11 protein-coding genes are annotated in these 12,119 nt (G+C 55.3%); 2 read left to right on the top strand and 9 right to left on the bottom strand.

Annotated elements, in window-relative coordinates; translation table 11 throughout:
* Positions 1–5: 5 nt before the first annotated feature.
* The 3 genes from ACXAGA_RS16280 to ACXAGA_RS16290 form a co-directional block, all read right to left on the bottom strand.
* The gene (locus ACXAGA_RS16280) at positions 6–1,655 is read right to left on the bottom strand and encodes a KpsE/RkpR family capsule polysaccharide export protein (protein ID WP_475118525.1); all 1,650 of its coding nucleotides are present in this window, start codon (positions 1,653–1,655) and stop codon (positions 6–8) included.
* Positions 1,633–2,292: an ABC transporter ATP-binding protein gene (locus ACXAGA_RS16285; protein WP_475118526.1), complete on the bottom strand. Its 660-nt coding sequence runs from the start codon at positions 2,290–2,292 to the stop codon at positions 1,633–1,635. The genes ACXAGA_RS16280 and ACXAGA_RS16285 overlap by 23 nt, the downstream gene beginning before the upstream one ends.
* A 160-nt stretch (positions 2,293–2,452) precedes the next feature.
* A complete protein-coding gene (locus ACXAGA_RS16290; protein WP_475118527.1) occupies positions 2,453–3,700 on the bottom strand; it encodes a Na+/H+ antiporter NhaA in 1,248 nt (415 codons plus the stop codon).
* Between the two features lie 137 nt (positions 3,701–3,837).
* Here ACXAGA_RS16290 and ACXAGA_RS16295 point away from each other — a divergent pair, with 137 nt between their 5' ends.
* On the top strand, positions 3,838–4,425 hold the full coding sequence (locus tag ACXAGA_RS16295) for a uracil-DNA glycosylase family protein (protein ID WP_475118528.1): 588 nt from the start codon (positions 3,838–3,840) through the stop codon (positions 4,423–4,425).
* Positions 4,415–5,203, top strand: a complete 789-nt coding sequence (locus ACXAGA_RS16300; RefSeq protein WP_475118529.1) for an SseB family protein — start codon at positions 4,415–4,417, stop codon at positions 5,201–5,203. The genes ACXAGA_RS16295 and ACXAGA_RS16300 overlap by 11 nt, the downstream gene beginning before the upstream one ends.
* Here the strand turns inward: ACXAGA_RS16300 and ACXAGA_RS16305 are convergent.
* From ACXAGA_RS16305 to ACXAGA_RS16330, 6 genes are read right to left on the bottom strand one after another with little or no spacing between them, the layout of a single operon-like run.
* Positions 5,200–6,126 (bottom strand): 2-hydroxyacid dehydrogenase, encoded by a 927-nt coding sequence (locus tag ACXAGA_RS16305; protein ID WP_475118530.1) that lies wholly within the window; start codon positions 6,124–6,126, stop codon positions 5,200–5,202. The genes ACXAGA_RS16300 and ACXAGA_RS16305 overlap by 4 nt on opposite strands.
* The gene (gene rodA, locus ACXAGA_RS16310) at positions 6,126–7,265 is read right to left on the bottom strand and encodes a rod shape-determining protein RodA (RefSeq protein WP_475118531.1); all 1,140 of its coding nucleotides are present in this window, start codon (positions 7,263–7,265) and stop codon (positions 6,126–6,128) included. Before rodA ends, ACXAGA_RS16305 begins: the two co-directional genes overlap by 1 nt.
* 1 nt (position 7,266) lies before the next feature.
* Complete coding sequence (gene mrdA, locus ACXAGA_RS16315; protein WP_475118532.1) at positions 7,267–9,210, bottom strand: penicillin-binding protein 2; 1,944 nt, start codon at positions 9,208–9,210, stop codon at positions 7,267–7,269.
* On the bottom strand, positions 9,207–9,746 hold the full coding sequence (locus tag ACXAGA_RS16320; protein ID WP_475118533.1) for a rod shape-determining protein MreD: 540 nt from the start codon (positions 9,744–9,746) through the stop codon (positions 9,207–9,209). The genes mrdA and ACXAGA_RS16320 overlap by 4 nt, the downstream gene beginning before the upstream one ends.
* Positions 9,743–10,654 carry a rod shape-determining protein MreC gene (mreC, locus tag ACXAGA_RS16325; RefSeq protein WP_475118534.1) on the bottom strand — a complete coding sequence of 304 codons (912 nt, stop codon included), beginning with the start codon at positions 10,652–10,654 and terminating at the stop codon, positions 9,743–9,745. The genes ACXAGA_RS16320 and mreC overlap by 4 nt, the downstream gene beginning before the upstream one ends.
* A gap of 15 nt (positions 10,655–10,669) precedes the next feature.
* The gene (locus ACXAGA_RS16330; protein WP_086452553.1) at positions 10,670–11,707 is read right to left on the bottom strand and encodes a rod shape-determining protein; all 1,038 of its coding nucleotides are present in this window, start codon (positions 11,705–11,707) and stop codon (positions 10,670–10,672) included.
* Positions 11,708–12,119: the final 412 nt, after the last annotated feature.

The raw sequence follows: 12,119 nt of genomic DNA on the forward strand, positions 1-12,119 counted from the left end.
AGGGGTTAGGACGAAACCTGTTCGCGCAGCACCGATGCGGTAAGCGATATCATCAGATAGATACCGGCAAATATCAGCAACGCGACCAATGTGTTTTCGAACGCCTTTGGATAGGTTGGATCATCTGGCGCAATGGGTTCGACGCTGGTGGATAGATAACGGACCTGACGGTTTGCCTCGTTTCGGGCGGCGTCCATGGATGCCAGCGCCTGTTCAACCAGAACAATCTGGAACTGATAGTTTTCTTCGGCAGCCCGCAGTTCGGTCGTTTTCGTCGCCAAAGAACTGCCATTACCCGTCGCTTCAGTCAGCTGTTGGCGCAATTCTGTGATCGATCCAACAAGGCTGGCAATTTCGCCTTCGACGGCATTCACGCGCGCTTCGCTAGGGCGGGTGACCGATTGCAGCGATGCCAGTTCCAGAATTTTATCCTGACGGCGGGTTTCCAGATTGTTGATCTGACCCATGATCAGCTGAATTTCGCTATCGGGGCTAATCGTCTCTAGTTCGGTTTGGATGCGCAACAATTCCTGAAGAGCAGCATCGCGGCGCTGTTCGGCCTCTTGGTAATAGGCCAACGCGCCTGACATCTGATCTTCGCGCATGCGCTGGGTCAACTGATCGACGCGCTGTTCAGCATAAGAAATCAGCGCTTCGGAAAACCGTTGGCTGGTTTCGGGATCGGCGGCCACGATTTCCATCTTGAGCGTCCCTTCGGTCGGGTCATAACCGATGGTGACATGGCGCTGATACACCTTATATGCGGCGGCGTCGCTGGCATCTGGGGCCAATCGTTGGATCGGGTCGATCCAATCTTGGCTATAGTGTTCTTTGAACCCTTCGTTTTCGTCTAGGCGGGTCATTGCGCCCAGCGACAGCAGATATTCTTGCACGGCGATTGCGTCCGCTTGGGTCGCCATCGACGTGCCCTGCAATAAACTGCCAAAACCGCTAGAGCCGCCAGACGGTTGCGCCTGTTGAATAACAAAGGCCGATTTGGTCGCGTACATCGGGGTCGCGATCATGAAATAGTAATAGCCCGTCAAAATCGTCGGCAGCAGCACAAAAACCGCCAACCGAGAGAATAGCGCCATCAGTTTGCGGCGGCGACGGCGCGCGATATCTTGCTGGATGCGCAGAATTTCACTGGCGCGGCGTTCGGCAGGATCTTCGCCTGCGGGTTCGGTCAAGGCGCGGCTGTTTTGTGGAACAGTCTGCGGCAATTGTGCGCGGCGTGGGGCGCCTGTCATTGCTGGACCGGCTGCTGGCAGCTGGCCGCCGCCATTTCCGCCCTCTTGCGTGACGATTTCCAGAATGGATGACCGTTCGAACGGGTCAATGCCACGTGCGCGCAGCTGCCTGACGGCGTCAAAATCCGAAACGGCGGTGATGTTGTGCTTTTGGGCCATGCGCCGCGCCATGCGCAATTGGCGTCCTGTCAGGCCCTCTTTGCGGATGGCATCGATATCGGTTTCGGCCGCGACTTGGCTGGGCGTGTCGATATTGCCGTCAACGGGCGGGGTCGGTTCCGCCTGAGGCTGCTTCGGACGCGCTTGTTCGGCTGATGGCTGCGCGTTTTCAGCGGGCTGTTCAGCGGTGGGTTTTTGATCCGGCGTGCGTAACCGGAATTTTCTAGCCTTGGGTTTCATAGTCATACAGCTGCTTTGCCTCTTCCAAGGTGTCGAACATATGCAATTGGCCATTCATTAGAACGGCGGCCGATTTCGCGAATTTTTGCAGGGTTTCGGCCTGGTGCGATACAATAATCACGGTTGTTGATTCCAACCTGCTGCGCAGCAGATCGCCCGCCTTGCGGTTAAAGATGGGATCGGTGGTTTGCGGCATGCCTTCGTCGATCAGATACATATCGAATTCCAGCGACAGCAGCAAAGAAAACGCAAGCCGTGCGCGCATACCCGCGCTGTAGGTGCCGACAGGCATGTCGAAATATTCATTGATGTCGCACAGCCAACGACAGAACGCTTCGATATAATCGGGGTCTAGGCTGTACAGGCGGGCGATATAGCGCACGTTTTCGCGGCCCGTGTGCTTGTTAACCAATCCGCCCATAAATCCCAACGGAAACGAAATGCGGCACGCGCGGTGAATTTCACCTTCGTCCGGTTTTTCCAATCCCGCCATCATATTGATCAACGTGGTTTTACCCGTGCCGTTAGGGGCCAGAATACCCAGACTATTACCGATTTCGACACGGAACGACGCGCGATCAAGGATCACCTTGCGCTGCTTTCCTGTCCAAAACGATTTACTGACGTTGACGAACTCTAACATCCTGATCCGCTCTGCCCAGCCACGGGCCTGCCTGTTATCGGGCAATTATGTTTACCGAATGTTATCGGCGAATTTTCCCTGATTATGACGGATCAAACGGGAAAAGAACATGAATAATTACGCCCGCCAAGTTCACAAAACCGGGCGGGCGTAAAAGTGTTTAGTTTTCGATCTTTTGGACCTTGGTCAGTTTGCCGGCCACGATCGATATGCCAGCGGCGGCGAAACTGAACAATGCGCCCATTTTCGCAGCGTCTTGAACAGGACCAGGATCAAAGGCCACCGATGCCACAAATAGCGCCACGGTAAATCCGATTGCGGCGACACAGCCGATCACGAACAGGTCGATGATCCGCATGCCTGCAGGCAATCCCAGACCCAGCGGTTTCGCCGCGATCCAGCCCATCAGCAAAACACCCAGTGGTTTACCGATGATCAGACCCGCCAGAACCAGCCAAGTTGGTTCCGAAATCGAACTGAACGTCACGCCCGCATTACACAGACCAAAGAAGAACAGGATGATTTCGACAGGGTATTTCAACGCATGTTCGATGTCGTTCAACAGGTCGTGCAGATGTGTTTCCGCTTCAGAGAAGATGCCGAAAGCGCGGTCTGCATGCGGAATGGTTGGCACGATCGGCAGCAAGCCCAGAGCAGGGTGAATGCCCGACTGTTGGAAACCGTACCAGCTAAAGCATGCTGCGATAGCGTATGGCCAGAACGACAGTTTCTTGCGAACCCAAGTCGATGTTGGGCGCGCCTGATTTCCGCGGTCCATACGGCGCGGTAGCCAGTTTGCCAGAACAAAAACCGCAACTGCCGCACCAAACGACAGCAGCAGCCATTCAGGTGCCAATGCGCCCGACGGATAGAAGATCGCCAGGATCAGCAGGCCAACAGCGTCGTCCGCGATTGCCAGCAGCAGTAGGAAACGCACCGCTGGGTGACCCGCGCCAAATACCAGACGGCCAACCAGATAGGAAAACGCGATATCGGTCGCGGTTGGGATCGCCCAGCCGTTTGCAACAGCGTTATAGGTTTCGGACCCCAGCATCATTGCCAAGATCAGGTAAACAGCCACTGGGCCCAGAATACCGCCCGAGGTAGCGATCAGCGGGGTGGCCGCTTTTTTACCGCGAAGGGATCCGTTTTCCAGAATGATGGCTTCCCACACTTCTTTTGCCGCGATGGCAAAGAACAGCGCCATCAAGACGTCGTTCACCAGATAGTGCAGGGTCAGTGTACGGTGACCATCATGCAGGTGACCGATAAAGAAATGATCGACGATCACAAAGTCTACGAAATGGTGATAGCTGTCAGGATTTATGTTTGCCCAAATAAGGGCAATGACCGCCCCCATGATCAGCAATAGTGAGTATTGCGTTAGAAAGTTCCAGACGCGGTACATTTTTATTCCCTCGTTCGTTGGTCGCTGCGCGCATAACTTAATCTAACGTCAATCACAACGTGCGGTGTAGTTTTATAACTCCTTTGGATTGCAAGTTGTCCATTTGCGCCGCGTCTTTGACTGCGGTAGGCATCTTTATGGAAAATCTGACCCATGAAATCGCGAACTGTCGATTGTGCGCGGATCGTTTTGCCCAAACGCACACGCAACATGTGCCCCGCCCAGTGACGTGGTTTTCGCCCGATGCGCGGATTTTGATCGCAGGCCAAGCGCCCGGAATGCGGGTGCATCAATCGGGGCGTCCTTTCACCGATCCTTCGGGCGACAGGTTGCGCGATTGGATGGGGATCGACCCAGACGTTTTTTATGACACCTCGCGAATCGCGATTGTTCCCATGGCGTTTTGTTTTCCGGGATATGACGCCAAAGGGGCCGACCTGCCGCCGCCCGCCCTATGTGCGAAAACATGGCGTGAACGGGTGATGAAAACCTTGCCCAACATTCAGCTGACCCTTTTGGTGGGTGGGCATGCGATGAAATGGCATTTGGGTAAAACGGGCGTCACAGACATTGTTTCGCGTTGGAATGACCATTTGCCCCACGTGATCCCCTTGCCTCATCCGTCATGGCGCAATACGGCATGGGTCAAGAAACATCCGTGGTTCGAGGCAGACCTGTTGCCCGTTCTGCGATCCCGCGTTCAAGAGGTTCTAGATGACAACTGAAATCGATACCGCCCACGCCGCGATGGAAGCCGCTCCCGAAGACGACGCAGCACGTTTGCGGTTTTACGAACGTCTGGCGGATAGCGAATTGTTTTTGCTGCTTGCCTCGGAACCCGAAGCGGATGATGACATTACCCCCGAAGTGATCGAGGCCGACGGCATCCAATACGTGTTGGTTTTCGACCGCGAAGAACGGTTGGCCGATTTCGCGGAACGTGCCGCGTCCTATGCGGCTGTGTCTGGCCGAGGTCTGGCGCAAATGTTGATGGGGCAAAATATCGGTATGGGCGTGAATTTGGGGCAGGCGTCGTCGATCCTGATCCCGCCTGCGGCCATTGATTGGCTGATGGAAACATTGGGCAACGCGCCAGAGGAACAGATGGCGCGCCCCGTTGAAATTACGGCGCCCAAAGGGTTGCCGGAAACGTTATTGACGGGTTTGGATCGCAAATTGGCCAGCGCCGCAGGTTTGGCAAAATCAGCGTATTTGGCTGGCGTGACCTATGACAACGGGAACAAAAGCCACATCCTGACCTTTATTGGCGTCACCGAAGGGGCCGAACATGCACTGGCCAATGCGGTTGCCGAAGCGCTGACCTTTTCGGGCATTGATGCAGGTATGTTGGATGTGACCTTTGTTCCCGAAAACAGCCAGTTCGCAGAGCGTTTGAAACGAGTTGGCATCGGGTTTGACCTGCCAGAGCCTGAACCGCAGGAGGCTCGTATCCCGGGGTCGAACCCAGGCATGGATCCTAATTCGCCGCCAAAACTGCGTTAATACCCGCGGGTTCTATCAACCAAATTCATCAAAGGCGCGCCGGTTTCGGCGCGTTTTACATTTGCAGCGATCTGTTTTGCGGCTGTGGCAGGGCGGGTTTCGCTGGCGATATGCGGCGTAACGGTGACTTGCGGGTGGGCCCAATAGGGATCGTCGGCGGGCAAAGGTTCGATCCGAAACGCATCCAGTGTGGCGTGACCAATTTGGCCGCTGTCCAGTGCGTTCAGCAGCGCCGCATCGTCAATCAGCGCACCGCGTCCAGGGTTAATCACAAACGCGCCCTTTGCCATCGCGTTCAATGCATTTGCGTCCAAAACACCTTCGGTCTGGGGCGTTGCAGGCAGCAACAAAACCACGCCTTGGGCGCCCAGCAGCGCATCGCTTGGATCGTTTGAATGGATGCATGTGACGCCATCCACGTTTTTCGGCGTGCGCGACCAGCCTGTCACCGGAAATCCGATGGATGCCAGCGATTGCGCACAGGCTGCACCCAATACGCCCATGCCCAACACCGTTATCGGTCGATCGGATGCCAAAGGCGGCGCAACGGGATCCCATACGCCGTTCTGGTTCAGGATTTGACGATCCATCCCCAAATGGTGCCGCAGGACGTGCCCCGTGACCCATTCAACCATCCCTTGGGTCAGGCCCGGATCCTCTAATCTGCACAGCGGCATTGTGAGGGTTTCGTTTTGCACGATAGTATCGACCCCCGCCCACAGGCTGAACACAGCCCGACAGCGAATATAGGAGGTGAAATCCGTCAAACGCGGGTTCGGTGCAAAGATAATGTAATCCACATCCTTTGGCGGTAGGTCATTGGATAGATGAACATCCAACCCCTGATCCGCGAACGCATCCCGTAATAGATCGCGGTAAGTTGGCCATAATTCGGTACGGGCGGAAAACAGGATGTTGATCATTATCTGGGCCTATGGACGTGTGCGCTTTGGACCAATCCGAAACCAACCATCAGCACCAGCATGGCGGACCCACCGTAGCTGACCATCGGCAAAGGAACACCGACGACGGGCGCCATGCCCATCACCATCGACATATTCACGGCGAAATACAAAAAGAACGTCATCGCAATGCCCAGAGTCACCAGCGACCCAAACCGATCTTTGTTCTGAAGCGCGGAAATGAAACAGAAGGCCAGCAGCACGATATACAGGGCCAACAATCCTGAGGCGCCGATAAAACCGAACTCTTCGGCTAATGTGGTGAAAATGAAATCGGTGTGTTTTTCAGGCAGGAAATTCAGGCGCGACTGTGTGCCTTGCATAAAGCCTCGACCGGTCATGCCGCCTGACCCCAGCGCGATTTTGGCTTGTGTGATATGGTACCCAGCGCCCAGCGGGTCTTGGGATGGGTCCAGAAATGTTTCGATCCGGCGATATTGGTAGTCTTTCAAGATTTGCCACGTTTGGCCGCGCGATTCCATCACCGCCCAGATCATGGCGACCCCGCTGCCGATGACAAAAGCAAAGTATCCCCAATGCACCCCAGCCAAGAACATGATCGTTCCGCCCCCGATCATCATCAACAATGCGGTGCCCAAATCAGGCTGATTAATGACCAATGCCGATGGCACCATGATGATCAAAACAGGGATGACGACCCAGATGATATGGGATCGTTTGTTCAGCGGGAGCCAGTCATAATAAGCCGCCAAAAACATAACCAATGTAATCTTGGCCAATTCGGACGGTTGTAACACCATAAATCCCAGATTGATCCAACGCTGCGCCCCCATGCGGGTTTCACCGAATAGTTCAACGGCCACCAACAACAGCAAAGATACGACATATCCGAATGCGGATACGTTGCGCCAAAACCAAATCGGCACCATTGCGATGAACAGCATCACCGCCAATCCCATGACAAAGCGCACCATTTGCGGCTGCAGCCAAGGCGTCACCGATCCGCCTGCAACGGAATACAGCATGACAAAGCCGGATCCCGCGATTGCCGTCAGCAGCAAAACGATTGCCCAATTTAGGTACAGTAATTTGCGCAGCCCCGTCGGGACGGATTTGACGTTATGTTCTAGGTAACTCATGTCACGCGCGATCATTCATTGCGATAAAACCGGGCGGAATATGTTCTTCGATTTTACGTTGTTGTTCTGAAATGCGGCCGCGTACCGCTGATGGGTATGCAGACAGCGGCGGCGGACCATTGTATAGGGCCTGAAGCACGATGTCGCGCGCGATTGGCGCAGCCACTGCTGAACCACCGCCGCCATGTTCGACCACCACAGCAACGGCATATTTGGGATTGTCAGCAGGCGCAAAGCTGACAAACAGCGCGTGGTCGCGGCGTTCCCACGGCAAATCGGCATTGCTTGTGACGCCGCGCGCGCGCTCTTCGGCGGTGATGCGGCGTACCTGTGATGTGCCTGTTTTTCCCGCCATACGCATTTCGGTTTCGGTGATGCGCGCGCCATAAGCGGTGCCGCGGTTGCTGTTAACCACAGCATCCATCGCGGCCCGAATACGCCGTAAAGAATTTTCATTTACGCCAATCGGTTCTGCTTCGGGGACGGGGACGCGCACGCCGTCTATGGCGTTGATCAAGCGCGGCGTGATGTTGCGCCCTGTTGCGATACGCGCAGCCATAACAGCCAGCTGTAGGGGCGATGCCAACACATAGCCCTGTCCGATCGACGCGTTGACCGTATCACCGATCCGCCAATCTTCGCCGTGGGTTGATGTTTTCCATTCTTTATCCGGGGCAAGCCCAGATGCGACCGCAGACAATGGCAAATCGTGGCGGATGCCGAGCCCAAAACGGCGCGCCATTTCCGCGATTTTATCAATGCCGACACGTTGGCAAATTTCGTAATAATAACAGTCGCATGAATGTTTTAGGCTATCATGCAAATTCATATTTCCATGGCCGCCCGATTTCCAACAGTGGAAACGAGTGCCTGCGACTTCGGTGTATCCGCGACACAGAACCGTTTCTTCGGGATCAACGACCCCGTCTTCGACGGCGGCCAGTGCCGTTATCATCTTAAACGTCGATCCGGGCGGGTAGATACCTTGGACCGCTTTGGCCGCAAGGGGGCGATAGGGGTTTTCGTTCAGCCCCTGCCAGTCCGCAACGGATATCCCGCGCACGAATAGGTTCGGGTCAAACGACGGCGACGATACGATGGACCGCAGATCGCCGTTTTCTAGATCAATCACCACGGCCCCTGCGGATTCGCCGTCTAATCGGGCTTCGACATAGCGCTGAAGGTCAGCGTCGATGGTCAATTGTAGGTCGGATCCGGGAATACCTTCTTCGCGGGATAGTTCGCGCATGACGCGGCCGATCGCGTTGACCTCGATCTGGCGGGTGCCAGCGGATCCGCGCAGTTCGGTTTCCATTTTGTTTTCGATACCCGTTTTCCCGATTTGGAATTTCGGAATCTGCAACAAAGGGTCAGGGGATTCGATGCGGCTAAGGTCATAGTCAGATACAGGCCCGACATATCCCACAACATGCGCCAAATCCGCACCACGAGGATAAAACCGGCTAAGGCCCACATCCGCGGTCACACCCGGCAATGCTGGGGCGTTTACGGTCACTTTGGCAATGTCATCCCAGCTAAGACGGTCCGCGATGGTCACAGGCACAAAGGCCGAGCGGTTGTTCATTTCCCGAACGGCTTCGGCAATTTGCGTGTCCGACAGCGGGATCAACTGCGCAAGATTGGCCAGAACCTCTTCGATGTCGCCTGCTTCTTCGCGGGTCATCGTGATCCGATAGTTCTGTTCGTTGCCTGCCACCAATGCGCCATTGCGATCGTAGATCAATCCGCGGGCTGGCGGCAAAAGTTTGATATTGATGCGGTTTTCATCGGCAAGAAGGCGGAAAGTATCTGCCTGTTCCAGCTGAAGGTTCCGCATACGCATGGTCAACACGCCCGCGATCGCCAATTGGCCTGCGCCCACAACCAATGCGCGCCGCGAAATAACGCGGTTGGATGCCAAATTATCTTTGGGTGGTCGTTTCATAGGCGTCTCCCTCTGTCGTCAACTTCGCCCAATGCTGGGCGGCTGACGCCGAATGCGACATAGGACAAAAACGTGACCAAAGGATAAGCCAAAATGGTCATCAGCAGTTGCGACAACGTCAACATAATAGGGGCCTGAGGCAAGAACATGATCATCAAAACTATGCGATGAGCAAAAAACAGCGCGATCAAAGTGCCGGCCACGGACAGCCATTCGAACGGAAAGGCCAAAGACCGAAATTCCGATGATTTCGCCCGCAGGATTTCGGTGCTGAAAATAACCAATACGGTCCACAATCCGGGCGGCCGTAGCAGCAGTAGGTCAGCTGAAAAATGGACCAGTGCAATCAGCCCGATGGGGGCCAAATCGGGACGGCGCACGACCCACGCCATGGTGATTAGCATCAGTACATCAGGCGGCGCCCATTGCGACGGTTCGGTCGACAACGGCATCAGCTGGGCAAACAGGATGATGTAGCTGAGAACGACAAACATCACCCGACCGACCCAGCGGCGTGTTGTTTGAATTTCGTTCATCCGTCCGTGCTCTGCTGCGGAGTGATTGTGAAACTGGGCTGGTTGTCCGTTTCGGGCGCCAATAGATCGCCAGCGTTTTCGATCACCTCGCGTGGTTGGCTGCGCAAGACGCGCAAGAATTCCAGACGTTCGTAATCTGCCGACATACGAACGCGCAAACGGCGATCATTGCCCAAAACAACCTGCCCAACCAGCAAATCAGCAGGGAAAACGCCGCCATCACCAGATGAAATAACGCGATCCCCGGGGCGGACGGAATCTGGGCTTTCTAAAAATTCGATCAGCGGGTTTTTGGAATTGTCACCAATCAGCAATGCGCGCTGACCCGAACCTTGAATAATGATCGGTACGCGGCTGGATGTGTCCGTTAACAATAGAACGCGCGATGTTTCTTGGCCGACGCCCGCGATCCGGCCAACTAGGCCTATGCCGTCCATCACAGCCCAACCGTCCCTGATCCCGTCGCGTTCGCCAACGTTTAACAAAACCGATTGGCGATAGGGCGATCCGCTGTCCGCCAGCACGATGCCAGTAACATAGGTCAGTGATGGGTCCAGCTGAACATTGTTTAAATCCAATAGCTTGGCGTTCTCCTGCTCTAGCTGCAGGGCAGCCTCGCGCCAGGCTTTCATTTGCTGCAATTCGCGGCGCAAATCCGCGTTCTGTTCCAGCAGACGCTGATAAGATTGGAAGTCTGAGGCAATGCGGGTCAGGCCCGCAACGGGGGCCATAACCCATTCCATAGATGGAACAACGCGGTCCAAAACCGCAGATCGGAACCGTTCGACACGCGGGCTATCGATCCGCCAAACCAGAAAAATGGCCAGCAAAAGAAACAGCAGCACCCCGATCAGCAAACGCCGCAAGGGGGCAAAATAGGCATCTTCGCGTTGGTTTTCGCGTGCCACGGGGCCCCCTTGGGATTAGCTATCGTAGTCGATGACGTGACGCAGTTGTTTTTCGTATTCCAGCGCCTTGCCGGTGCCCAATGCAACGCAGTTCAGCGATTCATCTGCAACCGAAATAGCCAGACCGGTTTGTTCGCGCAGTGCCAGATCCAACTGACCCAACAGCGCACCGCCACCCGTCAGCATAACGCCGCGATCAACGATATCTGCCGCCAGATCCGGAGGCGTCGCCTCTAGCGCGGTCATCACGGCTTCGCAGATTTGCTGGACTGGTTCTGCCAGCGCTTCTGCAACTTGCGCTTGGCTGATTTCGGTTTCCTTCGGAACACCGTTCAGCAGGTCGCGGCCTCGGATTTGCATCGATGCACCGCGTCCGTCATCAGGCATACGCGCAGTCCCGATCGAAGTTTTGATCCGCTCGGCAGTTGCCTCACCAATCAGCAGGTTATGCTGGCGGCGCAGGTAGTTGATGATGGCTTCGTCCATGCGGTCACCACCGACACGCACCGAACGCGCGTAAACGATGTCGCCCAGCGATAGAACGGCCACCTCGGTCGTACCGCCACCGATGTCGACAACCATCGAACCGGTTGGGTCGGTGATTGGCATACCTGCGCCAATCGCCGCTGCGATGGGTTCGGCAATCAAACCGGCACGGCGTGCACCAGCCGATAGAACCGATTGACGGATCGCGCGTTTTTCAACGGGCGTGGCGCCATGCGGTACGCAAACGATGATCTTTGGTTTCGAAAACGTGGTGCGCTTGTGAACTTTGCGGATGAAATGTTTGATCATTTCCTCTGCCGTATCAAAGTCAGCGATGACACCGTCACGCATCGGGCGGATCGCTTCGATGGAACCAGGTGTACGGCCGAGCATCAGTTTCGCGTCTTCGCCAACTGCTAGGACTTTTTTAACGCCGTCTTTGACGTGATAGGCGACCACCGAAGGTTCAGACAGGATGATACCTTTGCCTTTGACATAAACCAGCGTGTTCGCGGTCCCTAAGTCGATCGCCATGTCTGACGAAAACAATCCCCCGAAACCAGCCATCTGTCGCCTTCCTGTACTTAAATAACGTATCTTTCGCGACTCTTGCGCGAACCCGTTGCCTTATACGGGGGAAGTCGCACTGAAGAAAGGGTTCATAACGCTGCCGTGGGCGCGATTCTGCCTGTTGAATCAGTGACTCGGGGCGTGCGAGTCGGCCGTGTTCGAAAAGTGGGTTTCTGAGGGTGTATATATATAATGTATGTAACGCATTTAGATTGCCCCGCCTAATGGGTGTGTTCGACAAATAATTCGCTCACGATGATCAATAAAATAAGGGCCGCGCGGCTATTGTTGAAGAAAATTCAAAAAACCTCACCGAATCCGCTTGCGCCTCTCCTGTCTTAACCTTAGAACCCCCTTCACCGGCGGCGCTGAGGCGCGGTTGGGACTTCTGAAGCAGGACGGGCGGGGC

Source organism: Marivivens sp. ABH4_498, from assembly GCF_056160585.1.

Bases quoted from the DNA above. Each gene is read 5' to 3' on its own strand.
- ACXAGA_RS16305 (WP_475118530.1), bottom strand. From the start codon at position 6,126: ATGATCAACATCCTGTTTTCCGCCCGTACCGAATTATGGCCAACTTAC.
- ACXAGA_RS16320 (WP_475118533.1), bottom strand. From the start codon at position 9,746: ATGAACGAAATTCAAACAACACGCCGCTGGGTCGGTCGGGTGATGTTT.
- ACXAGA_RS16285 (WP_475118526.1), bottom strand. From the start codon at position 2,292: ATGTTAGAGTTCGTCAACGTCAGTAAATCGTTTTGGACAGGAAAGCAG.
- ACXAGA_RS16290 (WP_475118527.1), bottom strand. From the start codon at position 3,700: ATGTACCGCGTCTGGAACTTTCTAACGCAATACTCACTATTGCTGATC.
- rodA (WP_475118531.1), bottom strand. From the start codon at position 7,265: ATGAGTTACCTAGAACATAACGTCAAATCCGTCCCGACGGGGCTGCGC.
- ACXAGA_RS16295 (WP_475118528.1), top strand. From the start codon at position 3,838: ATGGAAAATCTGACCCATGAAATCGCGAACTGTCGATTGTGCGCGGAT.
- mrdA (WP_475118532.1), bottom strand. From the start codon at position 9,210: ATGAAACGACCACCCAAAGATAATTTGGCATCCAACCGCGTTATTTCG.
- ACXAGA_RS16280 (WP_475118525.1), bottom strand. From the start codon at position 1,655: ATGACTATGAAACCCAAGGCTAGAAAATTCCGGTTACGCACGCCGGAT.
- ACXAGA_RS16300 (WP_475118529.1), top strand. From the start codon at position 4,415: ATGACAACTGAAATCGATACCGCCCACGCCGCGATGGAAGCCGCTCCC.
- ACXAGA_RS16330 (WP_086452553.1), bottom strand. From the start codon at position 11,707: ATGGCTGGTTTCGGGGGATTGTTTTCGTCAGACATGGCGATCGACTTA.